Raw genomic sequence first — 16,816 nt, 5'->3', positions numbered from 1 at the left:
CCCGCGTCACTGCTTAACGTAGTTGCCCTGATAGTCCGTATTTGCCTGCCTGGCCGCGGACACTGCCTTTGCTCAGAATAAGGACAACAACAATGTTCCGTTACTTCCCCACCAATTATGTTTGGGACCTTTCTGTAAACCTGGCCATTGAGATGGGCGCGCGCATCGGCGAAATTGAAGAGATGTGCAAGCCGCTGGCTGAAGCGGCCAAGCAACCCGATGCGGCCGGTACTGCAGCGTTTCGTGCAACCTGGTCGAAAATGGCCGACAAACTCTGCAGCCTTGCTGAAGAAGACGAAGCTGCCGGTCGCCTGCTTTCTGCCGGTGAGAAATACAACCGTGCATCCACTTATTACCTCACTGGCGAGCGCCTGCAAGCGCACGGCTCGGAAGGCCGCGCCGAATTGTACCAGCGGGTACTGTCAACCTTTGCCCGTGGCATTGAGCTGAGCAAAGAGAACTGCGAGCGCGTTGAAATCCCTTATGAAGGCGCCCACATCAGTGGCCTGCTGGTTCGCGCGGAAGGCGTTGAAGGTCCGGCGCCGCTGCTGGTTCAGGTCAATGGCCTGGATTCAACCAAGGAAATGAAATACCGCGTAGGCCTGCCTGCATGGCTGGCCAAACGCGGCGTCTCTTCGCTGATTATTGATCAGCCAGGCACCGGTGAAGCGCTGCGTCTGCACAACCTCACCGCTCGTTATGACACCGAGCATTGGGCCAGCCGTGTGGTTGACTGGCTTGAAACCCGCGCGGATGTGGACGCCAAGCGGATTGGCATGGAAGGCGTTTCGCTGGGCGGTTACTACTGCCCGCGCGCGGTAGCCTTCGAACCCCGCTTCGCCTGCGGTGTAGTCTGGGGCGCCAACCACGACTGGCGCGATGTGCAAAAACGCCGTCTGGAAAAAGAAGGCAGCTTCCCAGTTCCGCATTACTGGGCGCACGTGCAGTGGGTGTGGGGCGCCAAGGACATGGACGAGTTCATGACCATCGCCGAAAACGTCCATCTCGATGGCGTACTGGATCGCATCAAGGTGCCGTTCCTGGTCACGCATGGCGAGAAGGACTCGCAAATCCCGCTCAAGTGGGCCGAGCGCACGTATGAGCAACTGGTCAACAGCCCTAAGCGCGAGCTGAAAATCTTCACCGAGCGTACCGGTGGCGTTCAACACTCAAGCTTCGACAACAGCATCAACGCCGGTCAGTACATCGCCGACTGGGTTGCAGAAACACTGGGCGGCCGCACCGCTTAAGCACTTTCTGCAACGCATAAAAAAGCCGAATCCTTTGGCGGGGATTCGGCTTTTTCGTGTCCGTTAGAGCGCTTAGCTGACGACTTTTGTGGCGTGAAACGAACTCATCTGCCAGCCTTTGGCCGTGCGTACCCACACCTGAGTCGCGAATCCTTCGCCACGCATGGCCTGATCACCGCCACGTTTTTGCAGCGTGTTGCACTGCGGGCCCGTCATGATGGCAAGATCATCGCCATAAAAACGAATGTCCAAAGGGCCACGTTCGATCGCCAGATACTGCACGGCGCTGCGAGCATAATCGAGATAGTCCGCCTTGCCTTGCACCAGCCCGGTGGTGTGCACGTACACCAGATCATCGGCAAACAACTCATTCACCGCCGTGTAGTCTTCTTCAACCAATGCACGGCTGCGTTCTTTCTCCAGAGCCAGCAGTTGTTGTTGCGCACTCATTGTTGCTCTCCTTGATAGATCTCGCCGACATGGCGACGCAGCACCATAGAGGCCCGGCGCAGGCGCAAAAAAATCGTCTATCAGGATGGCAACTATCGCCACTTACGATACCCACTGCACGATGATTATCATCAGCGCGCCCTCCCCGTACCACGTGGCCTGCGACTGATATTGAGCGGATCAATAGCCGCGCATCGATACAATCTGCTGGTCGCACAGCAGTTATTTACCTAGCGTGCCGCACATAACAATCAACCGAGCGAAATCGTTATGAGCGCCCTGCATCTGCACTGCCAAACCCTCTTCGACAGCACCGGCCTGGAAACACGTCAGCAGCAAACCCTGGTCGTGGAAAACGGCCTGTTCAGCTACGTCGGCCCAACCGCCAGCGCACCGTCTGTAAAGCCAGGCGATAACGTAGTCGATGCCGGCGACAACTTCGTCATGCCGGGCCTGATCGACGTTCATACACACCTGGCATTCGGTAACGCCCAGAGCGAAGAAGACATCGACATCTGGACCACTGACGAATTTCGCGCCCTGCGCGGCATGTTCTTCGCGCAGCACGTTGTCGCCGCCGGCGTGACCAGCATGGTCTGCCCCGGCGACAGCGGCCAGCTGAGTATTGCGGTGCGCAATGCCATCGCCGCCGGTATGTTCGAAGGCCCGCGCATTGCAGCAAGCAGCCGGGTGATCACCAACCGCCAAAGCCTTAACGACTGGTTCCCGAGCCGCGTCGGCGCGCCCGAATATTTCACCGCACGGCTGGTGACGAGCCGCAGTGAGGCGCTGGCAGAGATTCGTCGCCAAGCCAAAGACGGCGTAGACCTGATCAAAATCGCCATGGACGGCACCCATCGTCGGCCTAACGGCGAGATCATCGCGGCGTTCACCGCAGAAGAAACCTATGAAATGGTTGAGGAAGCGCATCGCCTCGGGTGCAAGGTGGCAACTCACGCCTACGGCCGCGAAGCCGTGATGTACACCGCCAAAGCTGGTGTGGACCTGGTATTCCACGCGTTCTATATGGACGATGCCTGCATCGAGGCACTGCTCGAATCCGGCAGCATCCTTGCCCCGACCATGACCTTCCCGCAGAACACCGTGGATTTCTGCCAGCCACACGACCCGGCGATTACCACCGGTTACGCGGGCTACTGCGCCCGCACGCTGGAGGTTGGCAGTGAAGTACTGAAGCGGGCAAAAGCTGCGGGCATCCCGTTCGCCTGTGGCAGCGACAGTGGTTTTGCAGTAACGCCTTACGGCGAGTGGCACGCCCGCGAACTGGAGCTGCTGGTCAAGCGCCTCAACTTCACCCCAGCAGAAGCGCTTTATGCCGCCACAGCTGTCGGCTCGCGCTGTATGCCGCGCGGTGAAACCCTCGGCACTATCGAAGTCGGCAAGCAGGCAGATTTTCTGCTCATCGATGGCTCGCCCCTGCAAGACATCCGCATTCTGCAAGACCGCTCACGCCTCAAGGCCGTGTACAAGGGCGGCCAACTGATGAAGCAGCAGCGCACCCCGTATAACCCCAAGCAAGTCAGCGATTTCAACTCGCTTAAATGGACCGATCTATACACCCGCGACCGCGTCGCTGAACTTGGCAAGTGGAGCCTGTAAGCATGACCATCACCACGCTAGACCTGAAAACCGCGACCCAGTTGGCCAACGCCGCCATTGCCGCCTCGCACGAGTTGGGCGTGAAACCACTGGCCGTTGCCGTGCTCGATGCCGCCGGGCATCCGCTGGCAGTGCTGCGCGATGAGCAGGCGAGTTTCCTGCGCCCGAAAATTGCCACCGGTAAAGCGCGTGGGTGTCTGGGCATGGGCTTCGGCGGGCGTGAACTGGCACGTCGCGCCCAGGCGATGCCGGCCTTCTTCGATGCCATCAACAGCCTCACCGACGGCGAAGTGATTCCCGTGGCCGGTGGCGTGTTGATCCGCAATAGCCAGGGAACCCTGCTCGGTGCTGTAGGCATTAGCGGCGACACCTCAGACAACGATGAACGCTGCGCCCTGCAAGGCATTAGTGCAGTCGGTTTGGTTGCCGATACCGGTGACGCTCAGGCCTGATCCAGTTGCGCGGCCTGCTCAACCAGCAGGTCGCGAAACCAGGCCAGCGCCGGATCGTTATCCTGATAAGGATGCCACTGCATCACCTGCACCGCCTCTGGAAATGCCAGCGGCGCAGGCAAAATTCTCAGCGCATAGCGCTGCGCAAACTGCTCAGCCTGGCGGCGGAACAAGGTCGCCACGCGGGCGGTGCCCACCACAAATTCCGGCATTAACGCAAAGCTCTCAAGCGCTACGCCAACCTTGCGTTCAATGCCTATTTCACTCAGGTGCGCCGCATCGAGTGCAAGATTGCGCCCTTCGGCAAACTCACGTACCACATGTTCGGCAGCGCAATAAGCGGCCAGCGTCATGCCGCTGGTAAACTGCTGTTGCTCACGGCAGACAATACAGCAGAGCTGATCGCTGAGTAGTGGCGTTTGCGGATAGCCGGGATTCAAGCGTTGCTGCGGCACAATCACCAGATCGCTGCGGCGATAATCCAGGGCTTCACTGACCACATCGCCATCGCGAGGCATCGGCAAGTCACGCAACTTCAAACTCACACCCGGCGCCACGCGGGCAAGTTCACGACTGACCGCCGGCAGCAGTACCGCCGCGACATAATCCGACGCCACGAGAGTGAACTGACGATTGCACATGGCCGGATCAAAGGTCATTGGCGCATCGACAATCTCACGCGCCAAGGTCAATGCTTCGCGCACCTTGGGTTGCAGTTGCAGCGCCAGCGCTGTCGGCTCAAGCCGTCGTCCGACTTGCACCAGCAACGGATCATTGAAGTGCTCACGTAAACGGCGCAACGCGGAACTGGTAGCCGATTGCCCGAGATGCAAACGCTCAGCCGCACGGCTGACATTGCACTCGCTGAGCAGCACATCAAGGGCGACCAACAAGTTAAGGTCAAGGTGGCGATAACGCATGCGGGCTCGGTTCCAGTGGCAGTGGTTGCACAGTGCGGTCGCTATGATTAGCTGATCGGGAAGTGGTTGCAACCATAGATGGCGGGCTTTTTCAGGCGCGTTGCGAAACGACTGTTGCAGCACGCAGACCATAGCGCCTAACACAAACAAAACGGCGGATTGTTACGCCACAGTTAACAGTGATTTACATAAAGCGCTATTTAAAGCAGGACGCTGCCCGCCCATGATGCCGCCCGCTGTACAGACAGCCCCGACGTTTAGGCGTGACTGCACTGACGTCTTTATCGGCCACTCTTTCGGGGTGGCCTTTTTTATGGGCTGAAATCACTTGCAGATTATTACCTGCAAAGTAAGGGTATTTCAGCCCTTGCGCCCAGGATTCCCCGCTGCGAGCACAGATATACCGGTGGGTCTGTTGGGCGTGATCGACACAGTACGGCCCGAATAGTCGCTCATACCGGTTGTTTACCTGAGGTTTTTGATGACGCCAGACCAACGTTTTGCACGCTGGGTGCAAATCGCTATTGCAGCCCTGGCTTGCTGCTTTATCTACTTTCTCACCGCTGACCTGTTCATGCCCCTGACGCCGCAAGCTCAGCTCAATCGCTCGGTGCTCAAGCTCGCGCCGCGCATACCCGGCCAGGTCATAGAGGTGGCCGTGACCAACAACCAGCACGTTCAACCGGGGCAACTGCTGTTTCGGCTAGACCCGCAGCCCTTTGAGATTGAAGTGCAGCAGGCCCAACTGCAACTTGAGCAGGCCGAACAAGACAACGCTGAACTGGACGCGCAACTAGAGGCCGCCAAAGCGCAGGAAAAGGCAGCGCAAGCACAGTCTGCGGATCTGGCAGCGCAGGCCAAACGTATGCAGCGTTTGATCGCCCGCCAACTGGTCTCGAAACAAAACTACGAAACCCTCGACGCGCAACGCCTGATGGCAGTGGCCGAACTCAGCGCTGCACGCGCCAGAATTGGCGAACTAAAAGCCCGCCGTGGCAGCAGCGATAACGACAACTTGCACCTGCGTCAGGCCCGCAATGCGCTACGTCGGGCTAAATTGAACCTGCAATACAGTGAAGTACGCGCTGAGCGCAGCGGCGTAGTCAGCAACTTGCAACTCACAGCGGGCACCTTCGTGGCCGCTGGCGCACCAGTTGCCGCCTTGGTGGAAGACAGCGTGGACATCATCGCCGACTTTCGCGAGAAAGCGCTGCGATATGTCAGCGCCAACACCCCTGCCGTTGTGGTCTTCGATGCGCGGCCGGGCGAGCGCTTCAGCGCTACCGTCAGCCACTTTGATGCGGGAGTTCGCGAAGGGCAGATAGAAGCCAACGGCCAACTGGTAGCGCCAGTGCAATCGGAGCGTTGGGTTCGCGATGCGCAACGCCAGCGTCTGCACCTGCAACTCAACCAGGCGCTCGACTTCACATTGCCGACCGGCGCCAAGGCCACAGTGCAACTCAAGCCCTTCGACAACCCGCTCGCCAGCGCAGCCGCCGCGATGCAGATTCGCCTGATCAGCTGGCTGCACTATGTCTACTGAGCAAGCCGCTAACGGCGGCGCGCCGGTTAAAACACTCAACGAAAATGACCTGCGCCAATGCTTGCGGATCGCCACAGGCGGCTGCCTGGCACTGTTGTCCTGCAAGCTGCTCAACCTGGAGTACGGCGCGTTCTTCTGCGTTTATCCGATGTTGTTGCTTGGCCTGGCACCCAGAATCAATGCCCACCTGATCCGCCAGTTTTTCGCTCAGGGCATGCTCGTCAGCGTTGAGATCGCCCTGCTCTACGGACTATTCGGCGGTCGTCCGCTGGTCATCACGCCGTTGATATTCTTGTCGTTCTGCTACCGCTTTGCGCTCATGGCCAGAGGCAATCACTTCATGTTTGGCGCACTTGGCGCGGTGTTTCTGTCGATCCAGCTGAATTTCGCCAGTTACCCGCAGACCGATGTCATAGACATGCTCGGCTACAACAGTTGGGCAATCCTGCAGGCCACTGCAATTGCCGTACTGATGTTCTATGTATTCCCCGACGCCGAGCCCAGACAAGCACGGACGCCACCGAACAAAGACCTGCCCAGCCGCCGACACGAAGCCTTGCTTGGCGCCACGGTCGCCACGCTGTCGTTTGTTGTATTTCAGTGCCTGAACCTGCATGACTCGCTCTCCGCGCAGGTCGCGAGCATTCTGCTGCTGTTTCCGATGCACTGGAAAGGCTCGCACTTTGCCGGCAGAGTCCGCGCCAAAGGCACATTACTGGGCTGCGCAATGGCGCTGCTGATCATGCTGCTGCTCTACAACCACTACGACGTGCTGCCGCTGCTGATCATCATGGTATGGATAGCCGCCATGGTTTGCGCACGCTGGCACATGCTCGAAAATGGCGTGCCCGGCGTCGGCTTTGGCGCCCTGACCACCCTGGCCATTCTCTTTGGCCAATCGCTAACCCCTGAACACGACATCATGTACGCCACGCTCTACCGCCTGACTTCAGTGAGCCTGTCGGTACTGCTGACCCTGTTCGCCGTATTTATTGTTCATCGCTTGCTCAACAGGTTTGAAGCGACTCGCCATTTCAGTCATTGAGTTCACCGGCCCGGAAGCGGTGATGGATAACGACAGCGCACTGCGGAGCTACCTCGAAGCCCTCCAACAATGCGCCCGCGAAATCCCCCGAGAACTGGGCGCCAGCGCGCGGCATGGCGTCGCCTCAAATTATCGGTAGCGGCTGCTGGTGGCTTGCTTCGACTGACTCAGAAACCCCCAATAGCAGCCCTCATGTGCCGGCCCAGGCTTGGCACGGCCTTCTCGTTTACGCTGCTGAAACACAGGCTTCGGGCTTGGGTAGCATTTCAGTTTTTGCGCGAGGGAAAAAACAAAGCCGCTGACAATCTCGCGTCAGCGGCTTTGGGGTTTGCATAGCCCGTCTGAATCAGGCGCGACTTTCAGTCGCCAGTGCTTTGATAAAACCGAGCATTAACAGCAGCATGATAAACATGAACGGTAGCCCCATCGCTACGGCACCTGCCTGAATCCCTTTCAGCGCTGTGTCGCCACCAATCACGAACAACGTAATGGTGACCAGCGCCACCAGCAGGAGCCAGAGCACGCGTTGGCCTGCATGCGTATTGGGTTCTCCGCCGGCGGCCAGGTTATCAACGACCAATGCACCAGAGTCCATTGAAGTCACCATGAAGATCACCAAAAGCACAACCACCAGCCCCGAGGTGATTGCAGACATGGGCAGCACTTCCAGAAATTGGAACAACGCCATGTTGATATCGCTAAGGCCAGCCACCAACGTTCCTTCACCAGCAGCAATCTGATTGATCGAGCCGAGACCAAACGCCGCGAACCAGAAAATGCTCGCCACAGTTGGGAACAGCATTGCCGCGCAAACCAATTGTCGCAGGGTACGGCCTCGGGAAACCCGAGCGACGAATACGCCAACAATCGGTCCCCATGTGCACCACCAAGCCCAATAAAACACGGTCCAGCCCTGGAACCAGTCCTGATCAGGACGATCAATCCAGTTACTTAATGGCAGAAAATATTCGGCGTAGTCGACAGCCGTTGTCGCAACCGAACTGAAGAAGCTGCCCGCGCCCACCGCGACGGCAACCACCACAAACAATGCCAACGCCAGGAGCATGTTGATGTTGCTTAACAGCTTCACCCCGGAATGCATGCCGCGCCACAAGGAAAAACCAGCGAGGCCCGTCACGGTTAAAATGAACATCAATTGGAAGGTAAACGAGTTGGCAATGCCCAGTACATGGGTAATACCCGCAGTTGCTTGCATGGCGCCCAGGCCCAGGGATGTCGCCAGACCAAACACTGTTAGTACCACGGTAAAAATATCGACGATCTGACCCGGCAAACCCTTGTAAGCATCCCCGATGAGCGGTTTCAGTCCAGAGCTAAGGGAAAATGGCATGCCTTTGTTAAACGCGAAATAACCGATTACCAGGGCGCTGGTGAGATAAATCGCCCACGGGTGAAAGCCCCAGTGAAACATAGTGGCGCCCATTGCGGCGTGAGCTGCCTCCGGTGTTTCTTTGAGTACATTCAAGGGCGTTTTCCACCACTCGGTATACTGCGCTACAGGTTCGGCAACGCCCCAGTAAAGCAGCCCGACGCCCATGCCAGCGGCAAACATCATGGAGAACCAGGAAAGCACGCTGAATTCAGGTTTGGCATCCTTGCCGCCCAGACGAATTTTTCCGTACGGAGACACTGCAATTCCGGCGCAGAACAGTACCGCCAGATTGCCCATGATCATGATGAACCCATCGCAGTTTTTCAGAATCCAACCTTTCGTGGCTTCCAGCGTCTGACCAAACGCAACCGGGTCGTATAGGGCTGCCAATATGAGTGACAACACGATGAAGAAGGAGACGGGAAAGATTACCCGGTGGAAATTCAACCCCATGAACTGAATGTTCAAGGCCGGCGGTTGAGCAGCGTCTACAGCAATGTCTTTCATAACGGGGGCCTCGCTATTGTTTTTGTATTTAAGTCAATTCTGGAGCGTGTTTCGTCGCCGCGAAATCACTACAAGGCAGTTTTCCAGAACTGTGCCTGATACCGATATTCAGTGAGTCCAAACCGCAGGACAAACTATTTTATTGCGCCGATTTATGACTTTTAATCACTTCTGTAAAAGGCCAAAAGTCGTCAACCAGCAAGCATCGATCAACCTGCTTCAAGACCGATAAAGTCTCAGTCTATGTTTCGCAATCACACGCTAGTCGGGCACGCCCAAGCGTGTACCCGGCGCAACATTCCATGCACGCCATGACGCAGCATCGCGTCCGTTTCAGCGATGCCTATTCATGACTTTTTGGCGACTAACGCAGGATGCAAATGGACTTGAATTGACCAGGCTTCATGCAAAAACACGCGCCGCGCCAAAGCCCCATCAAAGCCAATCCGTCTGCCAGGGGTAAGTCGATAACGCCTGGCAACCCTGGGCTGTAATCAGCACCTGTTGCTCAAGCTTGATACCTTCTTTACCGTTCTGCTCGCCGATGTAGCTTTCAACGCACACCACCATGTTTTCTGCGAACACGCCGTCGTAGCCCGCACCCTCCCAGTCCGCGCCTTTATGCGCCAACGCCGGATATTCATCGGCAAGCCCGACACCGTGGGCAATGCAGCAGTAGCGATTGGGTTGATAGACTGACGGGATATCCCATGCCTGCTCAGAAAAATCGCGATAACTCAGGCCTGGGCGCAGCAGGTCCATGTTGAAATGTATTTGCTCATACGCGAGTGCATAGAGCCTGCGCTGATTATCCGTTGGTGCAACATGGCCAACCGTCCAGGCCCGGGAGATATCGGCGCAATAACCGTATGGGCCTATCAAATCGGTGTCGAACGAGACAACTTCACCCGCCTGCATAACCCGGTCACTGGACTCCTGCATCCATGGGTTAGTCCGCGGGCCTGAAGAGAGCAGCCGGGTCTCTATCCACTCACCGCCATGACGAATGTTTTCATAATGCAGCCAGGCCCAGAGCTGGTTCTCAGTCATTCCGGGGTGTTGTTCGTCGTGCATGCGCTGGATGCCTTGTTGGCAGACGCTGATCGTCCAACGCATTAACTCGAGCTCATCAGCCGATTTGATCATCCTTGCGCGTTCCATCAGGCTGTGGCCTTCATAGAGAGACAGCCCTTTTGACTGGAGTAGCTCAAGCCCTTCGAAGTCTGCGCGATCCACTGCAAGCCTTGCATCAGCACCGGCATGGTGTTTGACCGTAGCGACGATCTCATCCGCCCATTGCGCTGCCTTCTCGCTAATGCGTGAGCCGGCGCCGAAATAGCTCCAGTTCAGCGCGGGGCGAATTTCATCCAGCAAACTGTTGCCGGCATGCAAGTGCTCACAGTTATGAAACTCCCAGAGAATCACCGGGCCATCGGCAAACACCAGGGCGTAGCGTGCGTAGTTATGCAGCGTCCAGATCTGCATGTTCGAGGTATCAGTGGCATAGCGAATATTCACCGGGTCATATAGCAGCACCGCAGCACATTGCTCTTTGCTCAACTGCTGACGAACCCGCTGCAACCGGAAGGCGCAGGCAGCGCGATAGGTGGCGGCTGAGACAGGGTTTTTCAACACCTGCTGGTTTGACTGGCCCGTTGGATACTTATTTTTATTTTCAAACATGGCTATTTTCCGTCATTCATATTTGCGCTTGCACAGCCCCAGGCGCTGCTGCATGCCTGTCATCGTGATCTGCATCTGGGATAACCGGCTCAACCTGAGCAGCCAGCGTCGAACTGGCCAGACCGCTTGGCGTCGCCTGATGTTGCAAGGGCGCATCGTCTTGCAGATAAACACCCGTTACCTTGCGCTGCGTCACCAGCACTGCCAGAAAGGCGGCGCAACCGGTGAAGAAGTAGTACAGACTGGAAGCACCAAAACTGGCCATCACCACGCCAGCAATCAGCGGACCGACTGCTGAACCCAGGCCAAAGGTAATCAGCAATATGCCGGCGAGTGAGACACGCAGATGCGCCTCGATGTTGTCATTTGCCAGGGCCACGCCCAGTGGATACAGACAGAACTGCAGGCAGCCAATCAGAATGCCCAGGCCAATCAAAGCAGTCATTGAGAGTTCATGGATAATGGCCATCGGCAAACAGGCCAGGGTCAGCATAACCGCGACCAGCCTGATCAGGCTGGCACGAGGGAATCGATCAGAAAGCAGGCCCAACGGCAGCTGAGCCAACAACCCGGCACCGATGGTCAATGCCATGAACAGCCCGATTTGTGCAGTATCCAACCCTTGTTCGCTGGCATAAATAGCGGCCAGCCCATAAAAGCTTCCATTGATCATGCCGGACACCAGCACGGTTGCCAGCGACTGCGGCACGCGGTGCAAAAAGTGCCTGATAACAACCGGCGCGGGTGGATGCGGTGTAGGGTGAATACTGCCGGTGAGTGCAACTGGCACCAGGCATAACGCGAATGCCATCGCCACGCCCAGCAGCGCATTAATGCCCAGATCGCCATTGATGCTCAATGCCAGCTGGCCCAGCATCATACCGACATAGGTCGACAGCATATAAATGGCCATAACACTGCCGCGCTGATGATTTTGCGAGCACTCGTTCAACCAGCTTTCGAGCACCATCAGCTGACACATCATGGCCACGCCCACCAACAATCGCAGCATCAGCCAGACGCCCATGTTCTCGCTGAAGGCATGGGCCAGGACTCCGGCCGCAATCACACCCGCACAGGCGACATAGGTACGGATATGTCCCACGCGATCGATCAGCGTATGACCAAGCCTTGCCCCCAGAACCATACCGAGCGCATTAGCGGCCATCAAAGCCCCGCTCCAGACCGCAGCACCACCACTGGCATTAAGACGCAGCGCCAGATAAGTCATCAGGAGGCTGGAACCCAATTGCATCAGCATGCACGCCAGATATAACGCACCAAATGCCCGAGTCAGCCCCAGCATGTGTGTTCTCCAACCCGCTATAAACAGGCTGCGCCCAGCCAGTGCCGGGCGCAGCGATCATTTGAGGTGACTGCGACTCATGCCAGGCCGTGGCGTTGTTTCCAGTCACCCGGATGCACCACATAACCGAACAGCGCGTGACCGCCATAGACCAGCTCGGTGCCTTCGGGTATCCATAACATCTGACCGGGTTCAACCCGATACAGCTGACCATTCGCCTGCAACTCGAAGCAGCCTTCAATGACGAAAATCACTTCGTCATACAACAGCGTCCAGGCCACTTCTGCCCCTTCCCAGCGAGCAAAGCCGATTCCAATATTGGGCGAGACCTCATTGCTGATCGCGCGCGCGACAAAGGCTTGCCCATTGCCATCCCCGGCGGCGCTTCTTAGCGCAAAATCCAGATCGCGGTGATCGACCAGCAACACCGGACCTTTACCAGTAGTGGCGACTAAAACACTCATAATTCACTCCGACTGTTCCAGGCCGCCAAACGTATACGCGAGCGCACGCCAATTCCGAGGAATGGCTCAGGGGGATTTAACGAAGGCATGCCGGTTACCGCCTGAATGTCACGCAGCTGGTTTGAATCTGCGCCAATCGCCAAGTCGGCCAGCAGGGTCCCGGAAATGGTGCCCCAAGCGGCACCTACGCCGTTGTCGCAGGCTGAGGCGTATACATTGTCCTGCAGCTCACCGAAGAAGTTGGTGAAGTTACGCGAAATCGCGTACACACCGCCCCACGTATGCGTGAACGGCACATCGGCCAACTGCGGATAACGCGCCAGAAAAGCCTTGCGATGATCATTACGTACGCCTTCGCGCATCGCATCACTGGTGCTACGACCATACTTGGGCACGTGCTTGTAGGTATTACGGATGATCAACCGACGATCTTGAGTCATGCGCACGGTAGTGCCCGCATGATCGGCAGGGGTTAGACCCCAATCGAGCTGGCCACCGAACCGTGCCAGCTCGGCATCACTCAGCGGTCGCGTCCAGCTGGCAAACGTCATCACCGGCAGCAGGCGGTTGCGCAAAAAGCCAAATTCCTGGGTGAATATACTGGTGCCCAAGAGCAATTTGGGTGTGGTTATCTGGCCTTTGCTGCCGTGCAGAATCCATCCACCATTGGAGTCACGCTCCAGACGCTGAATGGGCGATTCTTCGAGTAGCTCTACATTCTCGGGCAAGCTACACCCCAGGCCATTGACCAGTGCTGCCGGTTGCATCAAATAGCATCCGGGTGTGTAGATAGCCTGGCTGTAATGCTGACTGCCGATGACGTCGGCTAATGCCTCGCCATTGACCCATTTGAATGGCTCGCCCAACTCGTCCATCAATTTCGCAAAATGCTCGAGATGCGCCTGCCCACGAGGGCCGACTGCACCTTGATACTTGCCGGCATGAGACCACTGACAATCAATCCCATGCTTAGTGACCAACCCCTGTAACTGGCTGATGGCTGATCGGTTCAGCGACAACAGGCGTTGCTTGTGGGCCGGATCCGGGTGTTCCAGCGCAAACTTGTGCGGCAGATCAATCACAAACCCCGAATTGCGGCCCGAGGCGCCATACCCAACACGCTGGGCATCGACAAGAATGATCCGCGCTTGTGGCAATTGCTCAGCCAAACGCCGCGCCGCAGCAAGGCCGGCAAAGCCTGCGCCGATAACCGCAAAATCAGCCCGCTGCATCCCCTGTAAACGCTTTGCCGCAGGGAGGTCATTCAGCGCGCTGTACCAACCGCAAGTTGAATCATCCAAAGGCAGATTAACGCTTTTATTATTCATGATGCGGCCCTCAGGCTACGGCTTGTTGCGCGGTTTGGCAGGATTGCAGCCAGCTATTGCGTTGCAGCTGCGCTTGGCGCCCCAGCAGGACAAAACCGCAAAGCTTGCCTTCTGCGCTGTAGAACCCTGCACTCATGCCATCGTCGGTTGGCGTGCAACGCCACTCTCCTGCTGTGCCCATTCCAGGCGGTAGCAGGCACAGAGGCGCGGCCGGGGTTTTAACCATGACCGGCATCAGCGGGTAGCTGACTGGGCTCGCGTGTCCTAGCAAGGTTTTACTCAGCGCCTGAATGCCCTGGTTGATTGGTGCCAGATACGGCAACAGTTGCCCGTCAATCTCGATGCAGTCACCCAAAGCAAAGATCCCGGCAACCGAAGTCTGCAAATGAGCGTCGACCTTTATCCCACGATCGGTGGCAATACCACTGCGCTGCGCCAGTTCCAGATTGGGCCGCAATCCAACAGCGGACAGCACCAGATCAGCTTGCAGTTGCTGGCCGTCGGTAAGGCTAAGGTTGTACCCATGTTCGTTACGCTGAACCCGCTCAAGTGAATTGCGCAGATACCAGCTAACGCCCTGCTCGCTCAATGCACGCTGTAAATGCTGGCCGGCATCCGCCGGAAGAAGACGCTCCATCGGCCATTGGCCCAAACCGATAACACTCACATCAAAACCATTGCTGGCAAGGTCATTGGCAAACTCGCAGCCAATCAGCCCATCACCCAGAATTGCCACACGCTTAATGCCCACCAGACGCTCACGAAAACGCTGATAATCGTTGAGGTTGTTAACGCTGAGCAGCGCTTCATTGTCTCCGGAAATAGGCAGGCGAATTGGCGATGCACCGCTGGCCAGAACCAGTTGGCCGTACTCCATCTCACCTAAATTGGTGTGCAGTACACGCTTGTTGCTGTCGATTTTATCTACCTTGCAGTGCGCATAAACGCGCAAGCCCAGACGCTTTTCGATTGCCATTGCTGACTCACCTGTCAGCCCCTCAGCGGTCTTGCCCTGGGCCAGGCCGATAGACAATGCAGGCTTTGAATACAGATGTCCGGAATCCTGAGTCAGCACGCGAATTTCAACATTGGCGTCACTGCGACGCAGTGCCTGTGCTAAGCCATAACCTGCATAACCACTGCCGATGATGACGATAGGTTGACGCGGCAGAGCCGCTGCAACAGGAGCCGGCTTAACCGGCGCAGCCGCCACAGCAATAACCGGCTCATTGATTTCGAGCATTTCAAAATCACTTTTACCAACCCCACACTCCGGGCATACCCAATCTTCGGGTACGTCTTCCCAGCGAGTACCTGCGGCAATTCCGTCTTTAGGCCAGCCTTCGGCCTCGTCGTAAATCAGGCCGCACACCACACAGAGCCACTTTTTCATGATTGCCTCCGTCACTCGCCAGTCACACGAATCGCGACGTTTTTAGTCCGCACATAGCTGTACAGCGCCTCCTGGCCTTTCTCACGCCCGAAGCCAGACAAGCCCACGCCACCAAAGGGGGTTTCGATGCCGCCCGCGTACCACTCATTAATGAATACCTGGCCTGCTTTCAGTCGCCGGGTACAGCGCATGGCGCGGCTGATATCCTGGGTGAACACACCGGCCACCAAGCCGAAATCGGTGCCATTGGCGATGCTCAGCGCTTGCTCTTCGGTGTCGAACGGAATCACCGCCAAGACCGGCCCGAACACTTCTTCCTGAGCGATGCCCATTTGCGGCGTTACATCGCGCAATACCGTGGGCCGCATGAAGTGGCCATGGCGATCACTGAAGGCTTCGCCACCGGTTGCCACAATTGCACCTTCCTCGACGGCGCGGCGGCAAAGCTTCTCGATACCGGACAACTGCGCCGCGCTGATTACCGGCGTGAGATCCGGATTATGCTCACCCGCACCGACCGTCAGACCCTCGGCAAGCTGAACCACTGAATCAACCACTTCTTCGTAGATTTCACGTTGCACCAACAGCCGCGACATGGCTGAACACACTTGGCCTGCGTTGAAGAAAATCCCACCCTTGACGCTCGACAACACCTGCTCACGGTCGGCATCGGCAAACACCAATGCCGCCGATTTACCGCCCAATTCCATAACGCTTGGGGTGGCATTCTCAGCAGCTGCACGCAAGATCGACTGTCCGGTTGGCACCGAGCCGGTAAATACAATCTGATCAACCTGTTTGCTGCTGACCAGATAGTTGCCCACTTCACGTCCGCGCCCACAGATGAGGTTGACCGCACCTTTGGGCAAATCCACTTTGGCGATGGCCTTGATCAATACACACATTCCCAGCGGCGACAGTTCTGGCGACTTAATCACCACCGCGTTCCCTGCTGCCAAAGCGGGGGCCAGAGAGCGTGCGCAGATCGACACAGGGAAATTCCACGGCACAATCTGCGCCGAGACGCCCATTGGATCGTATTGGGTAAAATCCATGTAGCCATTGCCCAACGGGATCGAAGTGCCTTCGATCTTGTCCGCCATGCCAGCGTAGTATTCGAAGTAGCGTGCGGCCTCGGTGAACTCATCACGCGCATCGTTCAGGCTTTTGCCATTTTCCTGGCAAAGGACCCAGGCGCCCTCTTCGGCTACTGCACGAATCTCGGCGGCTATTTGCAACAGCCAGGTCACTCGTTGCGCCGGACGCACCCGGCTCATTGCCTGGCTGTCAGCACAACGCCGTGCTGCTTCGAGGGCGCGCTGAGCATCTTCAACCGAAGTCTGAGCAATGGTTGCCAGCGGCTCGCCTGTGGCGGGTTGATTGACGCTGAGACGGCTGGAACTGTCGACCCATTCGCCGTCGATAAAATTAAGCCAGTGATTAGCAATTGCACTCATGACTC

Annotated in this window: 14 protein-coding genes and 1 pseudogene; 5 read left to right on the top strand and 10 right to left on the bottom strand. The window is 57.2% G+C overall.

The genetic code is table 11. The features are described 5' to 3' along the window. Positions 1-92 precede the first annotated feature (92 nt). Positions 93-1,250 (top strand): alpha/beta hydrolase family protein, encoded by a 1,158-nt coding sequence (locus tag PMYSY11_RS10350; protein WP_090511640.1) that lies wholly within the window; start codon positions 93-95, stop codon positions 1,248-1,250. Positions 1,251-1,322: 72 nt separating this feature from the next. Here the strand turns inward: PMYSY11_RS10350 and PMYSY11_RS10345 are convergent, their stop codons facing one another. Next, on the bottom strand, positions 1,323-1,700 hold the full coding sequence (locus PMYSY11_RS10345) for a nuclear transport factor 2 family protein (protein WP_150549111.1): 378 nt from the start codon (positions 1,698-1,700) through the stop codon (positions 1,323-1,325). Between the two features lie 270 nt (positions 1,701-1,970). Here PMYSY11_RS10345 and PMYSY11_RS10340 point away from each other — a divergent pair, with 270 nt between their 5' ends. Together PMYSY11_RS10340 and PMYSY11_RS10335 are read left to right on the top strand one after the other, a co-directional pair. Beyond that, positions 1,971-3,320 (top strand): metal-dependent hydrolase family protein, encoded by a 1,350-nt coding sequence (locus PMYSY11_RS10340; RefSeq protein WP_150549110.1) that lies wholly within the window; start codon positions 1,971-1,973, stop codon positions 3,318-3,320. A gap of 8 nt (positions 3,321-3,328) precedes the next feature. Beyond that, positions 3,329-3,772: a GlcG/HbpS family heme-binding protein gene (locus PMYSY11_RS10335; protein WP_090511791.1), complete on the top strand. Its 444-nt coding sequence runs from the start codon at positions 3,329-3,331 to the stop codon at positions 3,770-3,772. Here PMYSY11_RS10335 and PMYSY11_RS10330 read toward each other — a convergent pair. After that, the gene (locus PMYSY11_RS10330; RefSeq protein ID WP_150549109.1) at positions 3,763-4,692 is read right to left on the bottom strand and encodes a LysR family transcriptional regulator; all 930 of its coding nucleotides are present in this window, start codon (positions 4,690-4,692) and stop codon (positions 3,763-3,765) included. The two genes, PMYSY11_RS10335 and PMYSY11_RS10330, sit on opposite strands and share 10 nt — an antisense overlap. A gap of 481 nt (positions 4,693-5,173) precedes the next feature. Between PMYSY11_RS10330 and PMYSY11_RS10325 the strand changes: the two genes are divergently transcribed. Beyond that, positions 5,174-6,235, top strand: a complete 1,062-nt coding sequence (locus tag PMYSY11_RS10325; RefSeq protein ID WP_150549108.1) for an HlyD family secretion protein — start codon at positions 5,174-5,176, stop codon at positions 6,233-6,235. Next, a complete protein-coding gene (locus PMYSY11_RS10320) occupies positions 6,225-7,280 on the top strand; it encodes a DUF2955 domain-containing protein (protein ID WP_150549107.1) in 1,056 nt (351 codons plus the stop codon). Before PMYSY11_RS10325 ends, PMYSY11_RS10320 begins: the two co-directional genes overlap by 11 nt. A 346-nt stretch (positions 7,281-7,626) precedes the next feature. Here PMYSY11_RS10320 and PMYSY11_RS10315 read toward each other — a convergent pair whose 3' ends face one another. The 8 genes and pseudogenes from PMYSY11_RS10315 to PMYSY11_RS10285 form a co-directional block, all read right to left on the bottom strand. Further along, the gene (locus tag PMYSY11_RS10315; RefSeq protein ID WP_150549106.1) at positions 7,627-9,180 is read right to left on the bottom strand and encodes a BCCT family transporter; all 1,554 of its coding nucleotides are present in this window, start codon (positions 9,178-9,180) and stop codon (positions 7,627-7,629) included. Positions 9,181-9,615: 435 nt separating this feature from the next. Continuing rightward, a complete protein-coding gene (locus PMYSY11_RS10310; protein ID WP_150549105.1) occupies positions 9,616-10,863 on the bottom strand; it encodes a M24 family metallopeptidase in 1,248 nt (415 codons plus the stop codon). 16 nt (positions 10,864-10,879) lie between these two features. After that, on the bottom strand, positions 10,880-12,169 hold the full coding sequence (locus PMYSY11_RS10305; protein ID WP_170860583.1) for an MFS transporter: 1,290 nt from the start codon (positions 12,167-12,169) through the stop codon (positions 10,880-10,882). A gap of 77 nt (positions 12,170-12,246) precedes the next feature. Beyond that, on the bottom strand, positions 12,247-12,633 hold the full coding sequence (locus tag PMYSY11_RS10300; RefSeq protein WP_069899792.1) for a cupin domain-containing protein: 387 nt from the start codon (positions 12,631-12,633) through the stop codon (positions 12,247-12,249). Next, positions 12,630-13,961: an NAD(P)/FAD-dependent oxidoreductase gene (locus tag PMYSY11_RS10295; protein ID WP_150549104.1), complete on the bottom strand. Its 1,332-nt coding sequence runs from the start codon at positions 13,959-13,961 to the stop codon at positions 12,630-12,632. Before PMYSY11_RS10295 ends, PMYSY11_RS10300 begins: the two co-directional genes overlap by 4 nt. A gap of 10 nt (positions 13,962-13,971) precedes the next feature. Then, complete coding sequence (locus PMYSY11_RS10290; protein ID WP_239655592.1) at positions 13,972-15,204, bottom strand: FAD-dependent oxidoreductase; 1,233 nt, start codon at positions 15,202-15,204, stop codon at positions 13,972-13,974. Further along, positions 15,193-15,354, bottom strand: a pseudogene (locus PMYSY11_RS21885) (rubredoxin); the annotation flags it as partial. The pseudogene PMYSY11_RS21885 and the gene PMYSY11_RS10290, both read right to left, overlap by 12 nt. Positions 15,355-15,365: 11 nt before the next feature. After that, positions 15,366-16,811, bottom strand: coding sequence for an aldehyde dehydrogenase family protein (locus PMYSY11_RS10285; RefSeq protein ID WP_150549103.1), 1,446 nt, complete (start codon positions 16,809-16,811; stop codon positions 15,366-15,368). Positions 16,812-16,816 lie beyond the last annotated feature (5 nt).

Source organism: Pseudomonas marincola, assembly GCF_900682675.2.
Classification (GTDB): Bacteria; Pseudomonadota; Gammaproteobacteria; order Pseudomonadales; family Pseudomonadaceae; genus Aquipseudomonas; species Aquipseudomonas marincola.
The sequence above is the reverse complement of the archived record's forward strand: the minus strand, read 5'-3'. Positions and strand labels throughout refer to the sequence as shown.

Bases quoted from the DNA above. Each gene is read 5' to 3' on its own strand.
- PMYSY11_RS10350 (WP_090511640.1), top strand. From the start codon at position 93: ATGTTCCGTTACTTCCCCACCAATTATGTTTGGGACCTTTCTGTAAAC.
- PMYSY11_RS10345 (WP_150549111.1), bottom strand. From the start codon at position 1,700: ATGAGTGCGCAACAACAACTGCTGGCTCTGGAGAAAGAACGCAGCCGT.
- PMYSY11_RS10340 (WP_150549110.1), top strand. From the start codon at position 1,971: ATGAGCGCCCTGCATCTGCACTGCCAAACCCTCTTCGACAGCACCGGC.
- PMYSY11_RS10330 (WP_150549109.1), bottom strand. From the start codon at position 4,692: ATGCGTTATCGCCACCTTGACCTTAACTTGTTGGTCGCCCTTGATGTG.
- PMYSY11_RS10325 (WP_150549108.1), top strand. From the start codon at position 5,174: ATGACGCCAGACCAACGTTTTGCACGCTGGGTGCAAATCGCTATTGCA.
- PMYSY11_RS10320 (WP_150549107.1), top strand. From the start codon at position 6,225: ATGTCTACTGAGCAAGCCGCTAACGGCGGCGCGCCGGTTAAAACACTC.
- PMYSY11_RS10315 (WP_150549106.1), bottom strand. From the start codon at position 9,180: ATGAAAGACATTGCTGTAGACGCTGCTCAACCGCCGGCCTTGAACATT.
- PMYSY11_RS10310 (WP_150549105.1), bottom strand. From the start codon at position 10,863: ATGTTTGAAAATAAAAATAAGTATCCAACGGGCCAGTCAAACCAGCAG.
- PMYSY11_RS10305 (WP_170860583.1), bottom strand. From the start codon at position 12,169: ATGCTGGGGCTGACTCGGGCATTTGGTGCGTTATATCTGGCGTGCATG.
- PMYSY11_RS10300 (WP_069899792.1), bottom strand. From the start codon at position 12,633: ATGAGTGTTTTAGTCGCCACTACTGGTAAAGGTCCGGTGTTGCTGGTC.
- PMYSY11_RS10295 (WP_150549104.1), bottom strand. From the start codon at position 13,961: ATGAATAATAAAAGCGTTAATCTGCCTTTGGATGATTCAACTTGCGGT.
- PMYSY11_RS10290 (WP_239655592.1), bottom strand. From the start codon at position 15,204: ATGCTCGAAATCAATGAGCCGGTTATTGCTGTGGCGGCTGCGCCGGTT.
- PMYSY11_RS10285 (WP_150549103.1), bottom strand. From the start codon at position 16,811: ATGAGTGCAATTGCTAATCACTGGCTTAATTTTATCGACGGCGAATGG.